Annotated in this window: 25 protein-coding genes; 4 read left to right on the forward strand and 21 right to left on the reverse strand. The window is 27.2% G+C overall.

The window, feature by feature from the left end; genetic code table 11:
• The first annotated feature begins 54 nt into the window (after window positions 1-54).
• The 4 genes from Q1A46_RS09045 to Q1A46_RS09060 all read left to right on the forward strand — a co-directional run bounded on the left by Q1A46_RS09045 (window position 55) and on the right by Q1A46_RS09060 (window position 4400).
• Window positions 55-2172 (forward strand): T9SS type A sorting domain-containing protein, encoded by a 2118-nt coding sequence (locus Q1A46_RS09045; RefSeq protein WP_299676954.1) that lies wholly within the window; start codon window positions 55-57, stop codon window positions 2170-2172.
• Window positions 2173-2174: 2 nt separating this feature from the next.
• Complete coding sequence (locus Q1A46_RS09050; protein ID WP_299676956.1) at window positions 2175-3047, forward strand: hypothetical protein; 873 nt, start codon at window positions 2175-2177, stop codon at window positions 3045-3047.
• Between the two features lie 20 nt (window positions 3048-3067).
• Complete coding sequence (locus tag Q1A46_RS09055; protein ID WP_299676958.1) at window positions 3068-3703, forward strand: hypothetical protein; 636 nt, start codon at window positions 3068-3070, stop codon at window positions 3701-3703.
• A gap of 100 nt (window positions 3704-3803) precedes the next feature.
• Entirely contained in the window at window positions 3804-4400 is a 597-nt protein-coding gene (locus Q1A46_RS09060; RefSeq protein WP_299676960.1) for a hypothetical protein, read from the forward strand.
• 84 nt (window positions 4401-4484) lie between these two features.
• Here the strand turns inward: Q1A46_RS09060 and Q1A46_RS09065 are convergent, their stop codons facing one another.
• From Q1A46_RS09065 to Q1A46_RS09165, 21 genes are all read right to left on the reverse strand, one after another.
• Window positions 4485-4928: a hypothetical protein gene (locus Q1A46_RS09065; protein WP_299676963.1), complete on the reverse strand. Its 444-nt coding sequence runs from the start codon at window positions 4926-4928 to the stop codon at window positions 4485-4487.
• A 202-nt stretch (window positions 4929-5130) separates the two neighbouring features.
• A complete protein-coding gene (locus tag Q1A46_RS09070) occupies window positions 5131-5850 on the reverse strand; it encodes a VOC family protein (RefSeq protein ID WP_299676965.1) in 720 nt (239 codons plus the stop codon).
• The gene (locus Q1A46_RS09075) at window positions 5840-6751 is read right to left on the reverse strand and encodes a sterol desaturase family protein (RefSeq protein WP_299676968.1); all 912 of its coding nucleotides are present in this window, start codon (window positions 6749-6751) and stop codon (window positions 5840-5842) included. The genes Q1A46_RS09070 and Q1A46_RS09075 overlap by 11 nt, the downstream gene beginning before the upstream one ends.
• 2 nt (window positions 6752-6753) lie before the next feature.
• On the reverse strand, window positions 6754-7242 hold the full coding sequence (locus Q1A46_RS09080; RefSeq protein ID WP_299676971.1) for a hypothetical protein: 489 nt from the start codon (window positions 7240-7242) through the stop codon (window positions 6754-6756).
• A gap of 62 nt (window positions 7243-7304) precedes the next feature.
• Window positions 7305-7862 (reverse strand): Crp/Fnr family transcriptional regulator, encoded by a 558-nt coding sequence (locus Q1A46_RS09085; RefSeq protein WP_299676974.1) that lies wholly within the window; start codon window positions 7860-7862, stop codon window positions 7305-7307.
• Window positions 7863-7968: 106 nt separating this feature from the next.
• The gene (locus Q1A46_RS09090; RefSeq protein WP_299676977.1) at window positions 7969-8604 is read right to left on the reverse strand and encodes a tetratricopeptide repeat protein; all 636 of its coding nucleotides are present in this window, start codon (window positions 8602-8604) and stop codon (window positions 7969-7971) included.
• Window positions 8605-8674: 70 nt separating this feature from the next.
• Window positions 8675-9142, reverse strand: a complete 468-nt coding sequence (locus Q1A46_RS09095; protein ID WP_299676980.1) for a RidA family protein — start codon at window positions 9140-9142, stop codon at window positions 8675-8677.
• Window positions 9143-9161: 19 nt separating this feature from the next.
• Window positions 9162-9497, reverse strand: a complete 336-nt coding sequence (locus tag Q1A46_RS09100; RefSeq protein ID WP_299676983.1) for a 5-carboxymethyl-2-hydroxymuconate Delta-isomerase — start codon at window positions 9495-9497, stop codon at window positions 9162-9164.
• 24 nt (window positions 9498-9521) lie between these two features.
• Window positions 9522-9974 (reverse strand): nuclear transport factor 2 family protein, encoded by a 453-nt coding sequence (locus tag Q1A46_RS09105; RefSeq protein ID WP_299676986.1) that lies wholly within the window; start codon window positions 9972-9974, stop codon window positions 9522-9524.
• 183 nt (window positions 9975-10157) lie between these two features.
• Window positions 10158-11357 carry a hypothetical protein gene (locus Q1A46_RS09110; protein WP_299676989.1) on the reverse strand — a complete coding sequence of 400 codons (1200 nt, stop codon included), beginning with the start codon at window positions 11355-11357 and terminating at the stop codon, window positions 10158-10160.
• Window positions 11358-11405: 48 nt separating this feature from the next.
• Window positions 11406-11981 carry a hypothetical protein gene (locus tag Q1A46_RS09115; protein WP_299676992.1) on the reverse strand — a complete coding sequence of 192 codons (576 nt, stop codon included), beginning with the start codon at window positions 11979-11981 and terminating at the stop codon, window positions 11406-11408.
• Window positions 11982-12017: 36 nt separating this feature from the next.
• Window positions 12018-12524: a lysozyme inhibitor LprI family protein gene (locus Q1A46_RS09120; protein WP_299676995.1), complete on the reverse strand. Its 507-nt coding sequence runs from the start codon at window positions 12522-12524 to the stop codon at window positions 12018-12020.
• Between the two features lie 69 nt (window positions 12525-12593).
• Complete coding sequence (locus Q1A46_RS09125; protein WP_299676998.1) at window positions 12594-13121, reverse strand: hypothetical protein; 528 nt, start codon at window positions 13119-13121, stop codon at window positions 12594-12596.
• Window positions 13122-13298: 177 nt separating this feature from the next.
• Entirely contained in the window at window positions 13299-14456 is a 1158-nt protein-coding gene (locus Q1A46_RS09130; protein WP_299677001.1) for an acyltransferase, read from the reverse strand.
• Between the two features lie 65 nt (window positions 14457-14521).
• Complete coding sequence (locus tag Q1A46_RS09135) at window positions 14522-14680, reverse strand: hypothetical protein (protein ID WP_299677004.1); 159 nt, start codon at window positions 14678-14680, stop codon at window positions 14522-14524.
• A gap of 3 nt (window positions 14681-14683) precedes the next feature.
• Window positions 14684-14881, reverse strand: a complete 198-nt coding sequence (locus tag Q1A46_RS09140) for a hypothetical protein (RefSeq protein WP_299677007.1) — start codon at window positions 14879-14881, stop codon at window positions 14684-14686.
• 7 nt (window positions 14882-14888) lie between these two features.
• Window positions 14889-15638: a hypothetical protein gene (locus Q1A46_RS09145; RefSeq protein WP_299677010.1), complete on the reverse strand. Its 750-nt coding sequence runs from the start codon at window positions 15636-15638 to the stop codon at window positions 14889-14891.
• 10 nt (window positions 15639-15648) lie between these two features.
• Window positions 15649-16098 carry a hypothetical protein gene (locus tag Q1A46_RS09150; protein WP_299677013.1) on the reverse strand — a complete coding sequence of 150 codons (450 nt, stop codon included), beginning with the start codon at window positions 16096-16098 and terminating at the stop codon, window positions 15649-15651.
• A gap of 95 nt (window positions 16099-16193) precedes the next feature.
• On the reverse strand, window positions 16194-16892 hold the full coding sequence (locus Q1A46_RS09155) for a DUF6304 family protein (protein WP_299677016.1): 699 nt from the start codon (window positions 16890-16892) through the stop codon (window positions 16194-16196).
• Window positions 16893-17399, reverse strand: coding sequence for a hypothetical protein (locus Q1A46_RS09160; protein WP_299677018.1), 507 nt, complete (start codon window positions 17397-17399; stop codon window positions 16893-16895).
• Window positions 17400-17429: 30 nt separating this feature from the next.
• Entirely contained in the window at window positions 17430-17987 is a 558-nt protein-coding gene (locus Q1A46_RS09165) for a hypothetical protein (RefSeq protein WP_299677021.1), read from the reverse strand.
• Window positions 17988-17996 lie beyond the last annotated feature (9 nt).

The following is a 17996-nucleotide window of genomic DNA, read 5'->3' on the forward strand; positions in this document are numbered from 1 at the left end:
CTAATATATGAATATAAAAACGAAACAATTGAATAACAATTAAAAGCAATTCATATGAAATATAGATTACTACTTTTTTTTATGACATTATCTGCAGGACTTTTTGCTCAACAAACCTTTGTGCCAGATGATGCTTTTGAACAGTTTCTTATCAACGAAGGTTACGATACTGTTTTAGATGATTATGTACTTACAGATAATATTAAAGATGTTACTTTTTTACCTCTGAATAATAAAGGAATTGAAGATTTAACTGGATTAGAAGATTTTTCTAGCTTAACAAGTTTACAGATTTTAGGTAATCCTTTAACTTCAGTAGATATAAGTGTAAATACAACATTACAATATTTAACTGCAGGAAATTCACAATTAATAACATTAAACGTGTCTAATCTTACAGAGTTAATTCGAATAAATCTTGCGAATTCTTCTATAACAACACTTGATGTTTCTACCAATGAAAAATTAGAAATATTAAGCTTAGAAGATAATACAGAATTAGTCGACTTAAACATTAACGGAGCTGTTAACTTAGAAACTCTTAGAAATGTTAATAATGATAAATTGGAGACTATTAATCTTTCAACTAATACTAAATTGAAAATGTTTTTCGCTTATTACTGTGAAAAATTAGATAACCTAGATTTTGCGAATAATACACGTATTACAGATATTATTTTTAATGAAATGACTAGTTTATCAAACGTTTCTATTAAAAACGGAAGGAATAACTATTATCTAGAAAGTTTAAGAAATCCTAATTTAAGATGTGTTGAGGTTTCTGATGCAGATTATGTGAATTCAAATTGGTCGAGAACAAAAATAACAGGAGCTTTACGATTCGATGAATACTTAGTCTTCAGTAACGATTGTGGAGGATCTTCAACTCAAGAAATTACTGAAATTCCTGATAGTAATTTTGAAACTTATTTAGAATCTATAGGTGCTGGTAATGGAGTTACAGGAGATAATAAGGTATCAACTTCGGCTATTCAAGCATTAACTACTTTAGATGTTAGCGGGCAAAGTATTACTAATCTTTCTGGGATCGAGGAGTTTACTGCTTTAACAAATTTAAATTGTAGTACAAATGAACTTACAAGTTTAGATGTTAGCACATTAGTGAATTTAACAGATTTAGACTGTTCTTATAATGATATTGGTGAGTTATCGATTATTAAAAATTTAGAGTTGGTAAACTTAAACTGTAGTGCAAATCAAATTGCAGAATTAAACACTTTATCAAACTCAAAGTTAGAAAATTTAAACTGTGAAGTTAATGCTATTGAGTATTTAGATTTAGTAAACAATTCTCGATTAACTAAGTTAAGTTGTAATGATAATGCTTTGGTTGGTTTAAACATAAAAAATGGAAATAATTCTCGAATTTCTAATGAAAACTTCTCTGTTTTTGCAAATCCAGATTTAACCTGTATTCAGGTAGATGATGAGAACTATAGCACTACAAGTTGGTTTCAAACTGATATGCAAACAAACTTTAATGAAAACTGTACACCAGTAAATGACGATTGTTCTTTTACGATTCCAATTGTTTTAGGACAAGATACACCAGGAAGCACAATTAGTGTATCTGGAGCAGCAACAAATCCGAATTGTGCTCAAAATGGAACAACAGTTTTTGATGTTTGGTATTCATTCACAGCTCCAGAATCTGGAAGTATGAATATCACTATTTCTGCAGGCACATTAATTTCAAAAATTGCATTGTATGAAACTTGTACAGATACAACTCCATTAAATTGTGATGAAGGAAATTTATCAGTAGATAATTTAAATCCTGGTCAAGAATACTATTTACAAGTTTGGTTAGAACTATCTAGTAGATTTCAATCTAAATCAGAATCTGGAGGTTTTGTTTTAAAGGCCGAAGATACTTCAAGTGTATTATCTACTGAAGATGTAGTTTCTGATATAGATTTCTCCATATATCCAAATCCAACTTCAGAATTGATAAAGATTAAAAATTCAAATTCAAATTCAATTCAATCTATAGTTGTATTCAATAGTAATGGGAAAGTTTGTTTGAAAGAGAAAAATATAGAAAATATGCAAACAGAAGTTTCATTAAGAAAACTGCCTGCAGGTTTATATTTTATTCGTGTCGAAGATGAATTCAAAAATTTTATTCATAGAAAAATTATAAAGCAATAAATATGAAAAAAGTAGTTAGTCTGTTACTGTTTTTTCTATTCGTACAAACAGTTGTTAGTCAAAAAGTAAATTATAGTGGTGAAGCTTTTGGAGCTTGTGAAGCTGTAGAAGCAAGTGTGAGTAAAAACAAATTTTCAGTGTATATATCACAACATGAATTAAGAGAAGGTCTCGGAGGGAAATTTGAGTTGTCTGGAGGAAGATTAAATGTAGATAACAACAAAGTTCCAGATAATTTAGAATTGCTTATGGAGGTGGAATTTGTAAACGGTTTAAAGTTTCCTATTACACCTAAAGACAGTGTGTATATTAACTTAAGTGCATTAAATAAAGGTTATCGTGATGATATGAGTATGATGAGCCAAATTAATAGTAAAGACCACACGCGTGTTGAAAAAGAAAGGAAAGACTTTCAGGGGAAAAAGAACGGAATGCAAGAGAAAATGAAAGCGCTTACCAAGAAATTTCAAGAAGGTAAAATTTCTGCTGATGAATTTGGTAAGAAATTAAAAGCTTTAAGTGATCCTTTATTAAAAGAAGCTCAATCTAGCTATACGAATAGTATACGTTTTACTGAAGCTGAAGATGCTATGACATATAGTATCGATTTCATAAATACGTATAAATTAATAGAAAGTAGAGCTTTTTCTGGTACGCTTTACATAGAACGTTTTAATGAGAAAGAATTTGTAGCAAGTTTCAACGGAATTCAAATGGTAGACTGTTTAGAGAAAAGAGCTGCAAGTTCTAAAGAAGAAGAAAAAAAGTGTAAATCACATCGTTCAAAATACATGAAAGAGTTTTTTGTTTTTAAAGAAGGAGAAGTAAAAGGAACGATCAATGTGAAATTGAAAAAGTTCGAGGATTTTAGATAATAATTAAAAAAGAAGAAATTATGAAACTATTAAAAACAGTAATATTTATCATGACTTTAGCAGTACTAAGTTCATGTTTTGGAGATAAAAAATCAATTATTGGAGCAGATTTAGGAAATACATCTTTTGTGAATAAAAACTTTCAAGGAAATACAGTTGAATTTAATGCAGTAACAGATGTATGCAGTCTAATAAATAAGGAAAAATTAGCTAGCCTATATAACGTATCAGCAGATGCAATCGTAACTGTAGGACAAGGGAAGTTCGTGCAAAACGGAAATACAAAAACGTGTATGGTAAGAGTAAAACTTGGTGGTTCCGACTGGAATTTTTTAACAGGTATGATTTCTCTTTACAAAGAAGTAAGTTCTAGTCAAGATGTAGGGGGAATTTCTGAAGCAATTGGGCAAGGTGAAAATTGGGAAGAAGCTTGGTCATTAAAAAAATCAATGTCTAAATCGGCAAAATGGATTCCAAAAGTAGGAAAGGCAGCTTTATATACAGATTCAAAAAGAAAATTAGAAGTAAAGTTAGAAGGTTATACTTTAGAAATAGTTGCACCTGGAGCTCCTTTCAATAAAGAAGAACAAGCAAAGAACAGAGATTTTGAGAAAATTTCGTTACAAATGGTGAAGGATTTAGGCTTCATAAAATAAAAGTAAAAAGCATAATTAGCATTCATTATTAATAATTAACTTGCAAGCGTTATTTGCTATGCGATAACTAAACTATTCAAAAACTAAATTGCTAAAAATTATGCAAAACATTCAATTTCCAGTGAACTTTAAGTTCAATATTTCAACATTAGCAAACGACTTTTCTGCAACAGATAGTAGTGGTAAAATGATTGCTTATGTACGTCAGAAAATGTTTAAACTAAAAGAAGATATTTCTGTTTACAGTGATGAATCTAAATCTCATGTAAATTATAGAATTAAAGCTGATAAATGGTTAGATTTTTCTACTGCTTACAGTTTCTTAGATGTAGACGGAAAAGAATTTGGAAAGGTAGTTCGTAAAGGATGGCGTTCTGTTTGGAAAGCACATTATGAAATTATCGATCAAAATGAAAAACAACAATATGTTGTAAATGAAGAAAATCCTTGGACAAAAGTGTTCGATTCTCTATTAGGAGAAATACCAATTTTAAGCATTTTTACAGGATATTTATTTAATCCTTCATATGTAGTAAAAGACAAACAAGGTAAAGTCATTGTTAGGCTTAAAAAGTTAAAATCTTTCTTTGGAAGAAATTTTGAAGTTTCAAAAGTAGGCCAATTAGATAACGATGATGATGATAGAATTATGTTGGCTTTAATGATGCTTGTATTATTAGAAAGACGAAGAGGATAATACAAGAAAATAATAACAGATACATTTAAAAGCAACTTACTTATAAGTTGCTTTTTGTATGTTAATAGGATAAGTTTTTATACGCTATAGTTCTTTTTTGTTTTCCAGATTACAAGCTGTTTTGTTTTTTATATCACGAATATTTACAGTTATATCAGATTTATAAATATATCTATTATCTGTAAATTCAAATATAAAACTACAAGTACCATTAGAACGTGAAATCGAGCTTAAAAAACACCAGGTTTTTGAATTTTTTCCTTTTATAGTAATATATTTATTTGTTGTATCTCCAAATAAAAAAACTTCGGCTCTTATTTTTACAGGACAGTCAGAGTTATTGATGAATTCGATAGCATGATATCCATAATCATCTTTAATTAATCGATATTCTACGTTGCTGTTTGAAGTTTTTTTCCATTCATAACTTGTAAAATTATCATTGTTTTTTTGAGATTTTTCACTTGAGAAAAATGAAGAGAATAGAATAGAAAAATTTAAAATTGAGATTAAGAAGTAGTTTTTCATAATAGGTGGTTTTTATGAGAATTACCTTCAAATATCATGCCGTAATTAAATAAAAATCAGCAACTTCCTTAATGGCCATAAATAGGCGAATCTACAATACCTTCAGAGTGAAATAAATCAATAACATTTTCAATTTCTCCGTTTTCTAAATGTTTTAAGTATTGAATTGCAATTTCTTTTTTCATTGTTGTTATATCATAAGTTATTTTATATTTTCAATATAGAAAAAAGCTTCATTAGAATTGTCAACTACTAATATTCTATTTTCTTCTTCAGTAATAATAGTACCTCCATTTTTTAAAATTAACTCTTTAGAAGCATTTATGCTTTCAACTCCAAAAGTACATACCCAATATTCGTATTTTCCTTTGTAGGAATTATCTATTTCTAAAATATCTGTAATGTGTTCTTTTTCGTTATTTAGAACCTTGTAAATACCATTACTAACTTCGATAATATTCCAATCAAAAATACTTTGATAAAAAGGAATTGCCTTACTAGTTTCTGAAACATGAAGTTCATTCCAAATAAGTGTGTTTTTTTCTTGTTTTGTTCGCGTATTATTTAATTGATTACCTTCATAAACTGTAAATCCAGCTCCTTGAGGATCTCTAATTAAAGCAACTTTTCCAAAACCTGTGGTTTCATAGTTCAACTCAATAATGCCGTCTAAATTTTTAGCTTTGGTAACTACTTCATTTATATCAGAAACACGAAAGTAAGTCATCCAAAAATGAGGCATTCGCATTTGTTTAAATTTTTGAGGTGTTTCATATAAACCTGCAACCTCTTTTTGTTTATGAAAAGCTGTATAGTATTTATCAACTTTATAATATTTCCAGTTGAAAACATTTTCGTAAAAAGAAATAGATAGTTCTGGAGTATATGTTGATAAATCTGAAAAGAATGGTTTATTTAACATTGGTGTTCTTTTGAGTTAAATGATTTGTAGGCATCCAATCTGGAGGTTTTATAAAAACAAGTATTTTATTTTTAAACCCGTTTACACTTTTAATCTTTTTATATAAACGTGTAATTCCGTGAAAAAAGACAATGATTGGATTTGTACTATTTACAGGTTCAGAAATTCCGTAACGTACTTCTTCAACCTCTGGTTCAAAAGTTCCAAGTAACCTGTCCCAAATAATTAGAATACCACCATAGTTTTTATCCCAATATTGTCTGTTAGATCCGTGATGAACGCGATGATGAGATGGAGTATTGAAAACATATTCTACTGGTTTTATTAGTTTTCCAATAATTTCTGTGTGTAACAGAGTCTGAAATACTTGCACAAAGACTTCAGATAATAATACTAAAATAGGGTCGAAACCTAGCATCACTAACGGTAAAGAAAAAACAATTGGCATGACAGCATCTAATGGTCCGAATCGATAAGCTACCGACATATTAAAATGAGGAGAGCTATGGTGTACCGTATGTGTTGCCCAACCAATTCCTATTCTATGCATCATTCTATGTTCCCAATAATAGGCGAAATCTGCTAAAAGAATACAGCCAATTACAGTTGCCCAATTTAATTCTAAATGAGGTAAACTAAAGTTGTTGTAAATCCAAAAATATACTTTGGTTATCGCTAATAATCCTAAAATTATTTCAATAAGAAAGAAACCTCCAAAAGTTATAATATTAGCAATGCTATCTAAAACCAAATCTTTAGTTAATCTTTTTAAGTAAGTATACCTAACTAATTCAAGAATAAAAAAAGGTAGTATGATGTAAATTAAACTTAAATTATTGAAGATGTAAAACCAATAATCTACCTCTGCCCATTCTAATTTTTTTGATAATAATTCAATCATAATTATTGTTTTTTCCAAGTTTCTAATCCGTTGTACCCATAGTAATCATAGCTTATTTGTATGGTTCTCTTATCTATCACTTTTATTTTACAAGGAACTTCATACTGTTTGTTATTGTAAGTTAAAGAGTATGTTCCATTAGTTCCATTAAGATTAATTTTTAAAACCTTTTCTTTATCAGCTTTATCTGTAAAACCATTAGTGTCTTCGTATTGATAGGTATAGGCATTAAAACATCTTTCTTCTTTTTTAACATTGTAAATAATAGCTCCACTAAAATCTTTAGTGTTGTATTTAGCTTTCCATTTCCCTATTAAGAAGTTATTATTCAACTTTTCGGAAGAAGTACTTTTCTTCAGAGAGTTTTCTGTAGGTAATGAATACGTATTGTTTATATCTTCAGTGTATGAAGTATAACTCATTAAATGTGCAAAGCCAGTGATAAAAATTGTAACAGCTAAGCTTCTGAATATTAGGGTGGAATTCTTCATTTTTAAAACTTTTTACAAAAATGAGAATGATTTGAGAATAAACTTTTGACCTATATCAAAATCTATTTTCTAATTCTACTCAACGTTTCTTGAGATATTCCCAAGAAAGAAGCGATATAACCTAACTTTACTTTTAATTCGATATTAGGAAAGTAAGTTAGTAAGAGTTCGTATTTTTCTTTAGCACTTAGAAAAGACCAACCTTTAGAAAATTCATCTATAAATGTTAGCATTTCTTCGGCTAATAATCTTGCGAAGTTTCCGAAAGCAGGAAAATCTGCAATTAAGTTTTGGTAATTGTCGTAACTAATTCTGTAGAGTATACAATCTTCTAAACATTCAATTTCTTCAAAACTTTGTTTTTGAGCATAAAAACTATACCAAGAAGTTATAAAATGATTTTCATCGTAAAACCAAGATGATATTTGTTTTCCGTCGTGGTAATAGTAATTATGTAATGTGCCTTTTGATATAAAATATAAATAGTTGGCTTTGTTTCCTTGAATTAAAATTTTCTCTCCCTTTTCTACAATATGTTCTTCAAAATCAGTACGAATTCTTGTTTGTAAATGGGGACTTAAAAAGCCTTTTTCGCTTATTTTTTGAAGTAAATTCTGCATATTTTAAAGAGATGACTTTAACAAAGTACTAATTTAATTTATAAATAAAAAAAGCTACAAAACTATAACGTCTTGTAGCTTAATAAAAATTAATTTATAAATGTTTTTATTGAGAACAGAATTGATTTAATTCGTCGATGTCGTTTTGAAAGTCAGGATAATCATCAAGTAACCCCATTTTTATAGCTTTATCTTTGTTAGAACAAGCACTCTTTTTTTTGCCCATAGCTTTATATATTAGAGCTTTGGTTTTATATGAGATTGAATTGCTTGGTTCTTTTTCTATTGCTATGTTTACATTCTTTAAAGCTTTAGCATAATCTTTTTTTAAGTAGTAAACCATACTAATATGTTCATAAGAATATATTGCTTTTGGATTTACTTTTAACTCATCTTTAAAATCACTAATTGCTTTATCGTATTCTTTTAAGTTTCTGTAAGCATAACCTCTATTAGTTCTTACAATTGGTTGTTCAGGATCTAATTCTATTGCTTTTGTGAAATCTTCAATACTTTCTTTGTATTTTAAATTCATTTCTTTCACATAACCTCTTTGAGAGTAATAAACAGCTTTATTTGGGTTATCTTTTATTAATTTAGTTAAACTTTCTTCTGCATTATCCCAGTCTTTATTCTGTATCTGTTTTCTAATTGTGGTTAATAATTCTTTTCCTTGAGCTTCAGCAATAAAAATAGAAGTGAAAATTAATACTACTGATAATAATGTTTTAAGTGTTTTCATTTTTAGATATAAATAGTTGACTGTAATATTACTTATTTTTTATCTAAATAATTATAAATAAAGTTTTTCTTTAAAAAATGAATGGTTTTATTGTAAATGTAGCTGTAAGTCCGACACTAAAATTTCTAGGAAGTTTGTGAACACCAAAGATTGCTCTTGAGTGTTGACCTTTTTGTTCTAGTATTTTTAAAAAAAGATCCGATGCACCATTTACAACTTTAGGAGATTCATCCCAATTTTCAGCTGATTGAAAATAAGCATCAATATGATTTAATCCGATGATATTATCAATACCAACATTCTTTTCAATTTGAGCTAATACATTTAAAGCGCATATTTCCATTGCTTTGTATCCTTCTTCAGTTGAAATTTCACTACCTAACCGACCTTGATATTTATACTCTTCATTCCAAATAGGAAACTGAATTGCAACATATGCAATATTTTCTCTAATGTTTACAGAAACATAACTTCCGCCTGGAGTAGAAGCTTCTGGTAATGCGTAATTATGTTTGTTTAATCGCTCTTTTAGTGTCATTTTACCTTAATTTTTTCTTTTAAACTATTTCTTTTTTTGAATAACTATAGGTGTGTAAATCCATAATTTCAACCGATATATTTTCGATGTCATATAATTTCATCACACTTCTCAAAATACACTGACTTAATTCTTTTTTCTGAACATTACTTCTTCCTTCCAACATTTTTACTGTAATATGAATAAATGATTCTTCTGTTCCACCAACTAAGTAATTATCGATAGGAATAGCTCTAGTTTTAATGGTTCGTCTATCAAAAAGTCCTGAGCTTTCTATATCAGCAGTAACTTTTTTTACAGTTTCTTTTATTTGTGTATTTAAGTCGTTAGAAAACTCAATAATGCAGTGCGGCATAATTTTATGTTTTACTTTATAATATTAATGAGATTTTGACTCATTGAATTGCCAAAGTACATTAACCAATTGCCATTTGCCATTCAGTTTTATAATGTGCATATAATCTACCCAATCATCAGCAACTAATTTTACAGAAGCTATTTTGTTAAAAATATCTAGAATGATAATCTTTTTTTTTGGCTTTTCAGGAAACTTATCTTGATTCTTATTATAGCTTTCAGCTAATAAAATCATAGCATCTGTAAACGTTTCTCTTAAATACTCTTTATTCGTTTGTTTATTTTTCCAGAAAGTTCTCTTTACCATTCTTGGATGCGCAGCTCTTTCAAATTGCTTAGGTTTTACGTTATGCTGAGATTCGATATAATCTAAAGCTACTTGTTTAATAGCTAAGGAATCTTGCTTAGTTTGACTATTAGCATTTAAGCTTAAAACCAGAATATTTAAAATTGATAAAAAGGTGATTTTATTCATGATTTATTGATTAATTGATGACGGAAGTTAATTTCGTTAGCATTGGTTAAAAACAATGATAACTGTTTAATATTCATAAAACTTTTTTAGTGCTATGATATAATATTTATGATACAAATAAACCTAAATTTGTTATGAAGACGTCACAAGAAAGTTTTAAAAAAAGTTAAAATTTAGACTTTGTTAATTGGTGTTTTGATTGCTTTGAATTTCAGGCAGTGTTTTGCAAAAGTTGGTATATGTGTTTGTTTTTTTTAAGCTGTCACATACTTTTTTTAATTCCCTAATTACTTCCACATTAACCTTGTATTCTGAATTGTATTTTTCAAGATTAAAATATGTTGAGTTGTTAGCGCTGTTAGATTCTAATTTTGACTTATTTACTAGAATAATTAGCTCTTTTAAAACTTCAAAAAGTTCTTTAGTTTCGTTAGAGTTGACATCAAAAGAACTAAGTTGTTTTGAAATATCTTTTGGAAGTGCATAATGCCAGTTTACAAAAGGATTACGTTGATCTGAATGTCGATATTTATCTCGATGTTTATAATTATGAATGATGATTTTTTCAAGAATTATCGTTTTTAAATCTACAGAATCCTTTTCTTCAAAATTTAACTTAATCGATCTTACTTGTTGTATTGAAGCTTGAGTATTCCATTGTTTTAAAACCTCTATATCTTTTTCTGAAAATTCAATTCCATAATTTTCCTTTGCTTTTTGAGTTTCTTTATCGATGTATTCGTATGCACTTTTATAGCTTGTAAAGTATATAGAATTTATTTCATTTTGATTTACAGTAGTTGTATACTGAAGTATGAATGTGAGAATAATTGAAAAACAAAAGGAAAAGAATATCCATGCACCAGATTTATAAATAAGCCTAACAGAAAACCAATTTTGTAAAAAGATAACTATTGGAGTTAAAACAAATAATAACCAATGATCTTTATATAAATCTATAGGTAAATCTAAACTAGAAACACCAGCAAGTGCTACGAACAATAATAGATAACTTAATTGAGCAGTTAAGAATAAGATAGTCCAAAAGAAGAATAAAGCTTGTGTTTTTGCTTGTTCTTTATAACGTTTATACTTTTTTCTTTGGTGAATTTTACTCCTCATCCACACCCAAATGGTTATTGAAAATCCTAAGGATGACGCCAAAGCAGCAAAAAAGTAATTAAAGAAAAGAAGTTCATCTTCTTTTAAAATCACCAAGTCTATAGAAACTCCTGAAATAAATCGAATAGTTTCTCTCATTCGATTAAAGATTAACGAAATAGCAAAAGCAGATATTACACCAGCAATTACACCAAACCAAAATCTTTGTTTCCCAATATGCTGAATTGAGATTTTATCTTTTTTGAAGTTTGGTTTACTCATTTTACTAGCTTGGCGAAAGAATTTTAATTCTTAATTAAAATTGAAAACTTATATACGTTCTACCTGTTGAAGAGGTCCTACATATTTTCCTTGAATATTTCCGAAATCGCGAGTTTCAAAAGTATAATTAATTGTAAAAATATTATCTGAACGTTCAACGTTTACAACTCCATTAATTATTTGTTGTTGTCCAATTGAGTTAGAACTTACTGTACAATTATTTTCAACAACAACATCTGTAATTATAAAAGATGGAGCTATGTAAGAAGAACTATTAGATTCTCCATAATTATACGTGCCAGATGGTAAGAAAAACTCTTCTTCATAACCTGTAACTAATCCTATAATAACGCCGCTTGTTACGTTATTTGAATAATCGCATCCATCTCCCTTAAATTCATTATTAAGTATTTTTCCATCAAGAAGATAGAGAACATTAAAAAGAGCTTGTGTACTACTTGTAGGATTGTTAACTAATGTTATTAAATGTCCATTTGGAGTTGAATATTCTGTATCATTCAGAGTAAATTTTGAATCTAAATGATTAGTGTCTTCGCTTGATGAACAAGATGAAAAGGATATAATAAAAAGAAACCCTATAATAACGTAATATTTCTTAATCATGCGTGAATATAATTTTTGAATTTTGTGTTTTAATTATCACATTTTTCTACTGATGTAGTGATAAAGTTCTATAACTCTATTTCGTGTAAGTTCTGTAATTCTTGAAGCTTCAATTACGCCTTGAATTGTTCCTCCACCAGAATAATATGTATCGGTTAAAGTGCTATTTAACTTCAATTCACTATCTCTAAATTTTAACCAGTTTCTTTGTGATTGTCTTAGTATTTGCTGATCTTCTTTTTTTAGGCTTCTTAAAAGTATTTGATAATATTTATTTAATAATTTATCGTATTCTTTATTTGCATCTATTGTGGAATTTATCATTCCACTTGTGGTGTAATCAATGTCTAATTTTAATCGTTGTCTTTCTTCAATTTTAAAAGTATCTATCACAAAGTTCTTATAAAGCAGATTGTCAGATTCAATTTTACTACTAAGATCTTTTGTAGATAATTTAATTAAGGTTTCTATTTGTACAACATCTTTTTTTGTTAAGGCTCGTGGAGTTTGTCCTAAACAATTTAAGCCAATAAATAAAATCAATAGTTGAAGTGATCTTTTGAATATGGTCAAAATAACCTGATACATTTAATTGAACTTTAGATTCGTTTTTTATAATTCACCATTATAGTTTCCGGTAATTGTAGTTCCGTCAGCTCTTTTAAAATTGAAATTTAACGTAACCATATTATCTTGTAAGTTATTTATTGTCATTTCAGAAGTTTCTAATAATAAATCAGGGTTACTACCTCCAGAATCATACAATAAAAATTCTTCAGAATTAACGGTTCCTTTATTTACATCAATTAAGCTTATTTCACATCTTGCTACAACATTTAGTACAGTTCCTGTTTGTATGTTTTGATCATTTACATAAGAAATTAAAACTCTTAAATAGTCTGATTTTACAATTTCATTACTATTAATATCAGTTTCCGGAACGTTAAAAAATGTAAATTCTTTAGTATTGCCAAATTCATTATAAACTAAAGATTTTAAATCGTAAGTTTTATTTTTAATAGTGATTTTTCCATTAGCATCATTTTGAGTTAAATCATTATCACTTTCGCTAGAGCAACTTATTGTTGTAACAGATAATAAAAAAAGAGTTAAAAACTTAAGTAGAGATTGTTTTTTCATTGTTGATTTTTTAATGATTTGTGTTTTTTTCATAGTTGTTTTTTGTTACTAGAAATGGTTTTCAAGTATTTGCTTTGGTTGTTTATAGATTTTAGCAATTAATTCAGTGAATTTAAGTGTCGCAAGATACTTAAATCATAAGTAAAGTTTAATTCCTATTGTAGTTTTTTACTTAGTTTAATCAAGGTTATAAAAATATTTTTTTATTCTCTTACTATCACGAAATTTAGTAGTTGGAACTTCATAATATTTATAAATTATAATTGAACCTATTATTGTTATTCCCCAGTACATAAAGTACTTTAAGAAAACAATGATGTAAATGTTTTCAAACAAACTCATCCATGATATTTTATTTATAATATTTAATTGAACTACAGAGAAATTTAATAAATACATAGAGTATGATATTAAACTTATTAAAGTTATAGTTGAATGAATTCTTCCAGATCCAGATTTTAAATTACTTAAATAAGGAAGAAGTAAAGCTGTAGCAATAGAAGTAATAGAAAAAGAAAAAATACTATTGTATAAACTGTTAAAAGAGATGACTTTCGTTACAAATAATACTTTTGTTATTATGAATATTAATATACCTATTAGCAAGAAAGAGTTTTTATGTTTTACCCAAAATGTTTTTGAATAATAATTAATGAAAGCTGATAAAACGCCATACATTATACTGTCTAATCTAGTGATTACTTGTTTTCGAAATAATTTATCCCATTCATAAATAGAATTTATTTCGATTTGGGTGTATTTAAATAATCTAAAAAGTATAACAATAACTAAAAAGAAAATTGTAGTTATTAAGAATGTTTGTTTAGTTTTTACTTTTAAAAAATTTATAAGAAAAAAAATAATTATTGGAATAATTAAATAAAACCATTCCTCAATACTTAAACTCCAAGCTTCAGGAAAAAAGTTAGGGTGTTCATAAAATAAATTTTGAGAAAAAATAAAATACCTTTTAACTTCTGAAATTTTGATACCGTCATTATAAAGCCAATTAAAACCAAGTAATGTAAGCAGAATTAAAAAATAATTTGGTAATGTTCTAAACCATCTTCTAAGCCAAAAACTTAAGAGAAGTTTTTTAGAAGGTTTTTTAGTTTCAAACAGTTTAATTAGAATTCCACCAATTAAAAAACCACTTAAAACAAAAAATATAGTAACACCATCGAACACAAATATTTCATGTAATATATTAAGCCTAGAAGGTAATAAATGTTTACCATGTTCAATAACAACAAAAAGTATTGCGATTGCTCTTAAGATGTCTAAACCATAAATTCTTTTTTTATTATGTATGTTAACTGATAAGAGTTTTTTCATTTTTATTAAAAAATAATTTTATAAATCACATTATTTATCATTTGAGAATGATAAAAAAACTTTTTTTAACAACCACATTCTCCATAAATATTCAGTTCTAAAATAAAGCCATCTTTCGATTTTAATATCATTTTTCCTTCTTTTTGCCAAGTTTCATCAATTTGACCAACTTCTTTCAGATTAAAATATATTTTGTAATCATCATTTATCCACTGAAGCTTCATTCCTTATTTATATTCCGATTGATTTTTAGCCGGTTTAAATTTTACTTTATTGCCGTTGATGTATACAAAAGCGATATCTTCATAATTATCAATTGCATCCCAAAAGTTAAACCATTGTGTATCTGAAATCAAATAGCCTTTGTTTGTTAAAGAATCTGTATTATCTACTATATAAAAACCACAATTACATTTAATTTTCATCAGTTAATTATATTTTTTCTACAAAATTATTACTAATCCAACCTCTAAGTTTTTGTTTTTTAAATTCATAGTTTATAGGATTGTAACAAAGTGTATTATTTAAACTTTCACTTTCTATTTCTACAAACAGCCAGATTCTCTCTTTCTTAATTAATTCCGATAAAACTTTTATTGTGCTCCCTTTTTTTAATTTTCCTATAATATTAGTATTTGTTACACAGGAAAACGCAGATTCACTTTCTGAATATTTTTTAATATTTGGAGAGAATCGAATATTGTAATTATCATTTATTGTCTTAACAGTATATGTTTTAGGTAGTTTTGTTTCAGGTTTTAAAAGCTCATAACTCTCATTGAAAATAACATAGTTTTCTTTAATGATTAGAGTGTCAGATTGAAAATTGAAAACTCTATGAGAAGTAAAAGGACTTTCTCCACAACAATGATTTTGTTTTACAACTAAATCTTTTTGCTTTCCATCGTACAAGTAATAATTATTGCAGAATTCATGAATTACTTTTTTTAAATTCTGATTTATATTTAAATAGACTTCAATACAGTTAGGTTCAGCACAAGCATACAAATAAATATAATCTAAATCATTATCGTTATCTAAATCAACTTCAAGTTTTTGAAAATCAGTAATACTAACAGATTTAATTTTCTTTTCAATAACTTCTAGCTGTTCTTTTAAGTTGTTTTGACTAAAACAAAATGCACTAAGAACAAATAGGAGAAGAGTGATACTTCGTTTCATTTAATTTTATCTAAGGTGTTTTATATATAGCTACTAACTTACTTTTGTTATTAATTTTTTTAAAATGTAAATCTATTTGAGTTCCATCTTTTTTAGGAATATGAATTTCGAATTCATTTTTGTTATTGTAAATATTTCCTGAGTTGTATATAGATTTAATATCGAACTCATTAATTCTATTAAATAAATAAGGAAGTTTTTTAGACAGGACTATTTCTTTATTAAAAATAGCTAATGATTTATGTATGGTATCTATTCTGTTAGGAAAATTTTGAGACTGAATCAATGTTTGTTTGTCAATACAAATTTCACATTTTATTTCTTCACTGATGAAATCTTTAAGTAATAGCCAATCTTTGGTTTGTATTGTTTTTTTGACTAACGTTTCTAATGAGTTATCAGTTTTTTGACAGTTAGATAAGACTAAAAGTAATAGTATTATATAGATGTTTTTTTTCATAGCTTGTACCTATATTAATCGATTAAGTTTTTGTTTTTTTAGCAATATAATTAAATAAAAATAATAGAAGTTTGAGTTCTTTAGGGTAAAGTATGTTATACCTGATTGGTTTTGTAATCCCAATCTTTATATGTCCAGTCTTGTGGGGTTATAAATTCATGTTCTGAACAATCAAAAACTTCTTGAACATTAAAAATATCATTATTTTTTACTGCTTCTTCAGTCCATAAGTCCATTAAATCATGTTTGTCTTTAATTGCTTTTAGTTTCTTTTTCATTTTTTTAAAACAATATAAAGAGCCAAACATTCCATTTCCTACAGGATGATAGTTAGCATATTTGCAACTTAAACACGTTTTTATTTGAGTTCGATTGGGTAATAGATTTTGTATTTCAATGATTGAATTTTCAAACCAGTCAATTTTTCTCTTTGAAGTAAATTTTCCGTAGGAAGTATTTAATTCAACAGTATATAAGATCGGATTTAAACTATTAAAATCTAGATCTTCACCAACTTCAACTATAAATCGAATTTTTTCAGTTTGAATCTTCTCTTCATGAGAAATTTTAATAGGAATAGTAACCTCCATAATGAAGTTAGTTAAATCGCCTAATCCGTTTTGATACATTTCATATTGAAACTTATTTGTATCTATTTTTCCTTCTAAACTTTCAAAATCACTGCCTTCAAAATCAATATTTCGAAGTGTTAAAAACATGGTACTTCCGTCAGAAGTAATTTCAGTTTCTTCTTCGCCAAATTTGTCTTTATAAATTACTGAGTATTTTCTCATTTAATTTTTAGACGTTTTTACTTTTCCAATTTCTATTCGTTTGTGCATATAATGCATAGGATAGGTTCCAAATTCCCATTGCCCATTTTCAAATTTAAAAGATATATAATCCATTAAAAAAGGTCTTCTATTTCCTTCTAGTTCAACGAATTTATATTTCTTTTCTATTTTAATAAAATCTTTTTCTTGAGGAGTATATTCAAAATCGAAACAATTCTCTGAGTTTAAAGTTTCTAAAATGTTTTCAGCACAAAGTTCGTCATTCATATTTCTTTGTGGATAAACCATCATTCCCATTACTCTTCTTTTGTCTATTTCCTCTTCAAAATAAGAAAGTGTCCATTTGTAATAAATTTCGTTATATGATCCATCTTTTTGAAGTAAAGCATTAGTAGCTTCATTTTTTTTATGTTGATAAAGTTGTTCAACTTCATCAGGAAAATCGATATCGACTTCTTGTTTATTTGAACAAGTACAGAAATGTATTTTTAAATCTTTTTTACACATAACAAGTTTAATTTTTTAGATAATTTAAGATTATATTTTTCGCACATTACTTACAATGCGATCAAATATGAGCTGATTGATTCTTTCTTTTGTAATTCCAGGGTTTCTTTCTTCCCATTGTTTGAACAACTTTTTATAATCTTCAGTTTCTATAAATAAACTAAAGAGAACTTCTTTAAATTCGAGAAATTCTGAGTAAGTAAATTTCCAGTGTTCTACTAAATTACCTTCTCTAATTTCTAATAATTCATAAATTCCATTCTCATCTTTTTCATCATCAAATTCACCTTTAAACAAATCAATTCTAATAAAGCCAGAAAACCAACTATATGTATCACCATTAGAAAAAGGATATACTTCATCATTTACAGATTGATTTCCGAAAATTAACCAATCTATTTCTTTTATTTTTAGTTCATTGTTCAAAATTTCAAAAGTAGCAATATAGCCTCTCCAACAGGCTGTCATAACGCCTTTTATTTCAGGTTTTTTATCTGGAAATTCTCTAAAATAATACTCTAATATTTCATTGTTTAAGTAATATTCGTTTTCCTTATAAATTAAAGTATCACTGATTTGTTTAGTCATTTCAAAAAT

This window comes from uncultured Tenacibaculum sp., from assembly GCF_947502995.1.
In the GTDB taxonomy this organism is placed as follows: domain Bacteria; phylum Bacteroidota; class Bacteroidia; order Flavobacteriales; family Flavobacteriaceae; genus Polaribacter.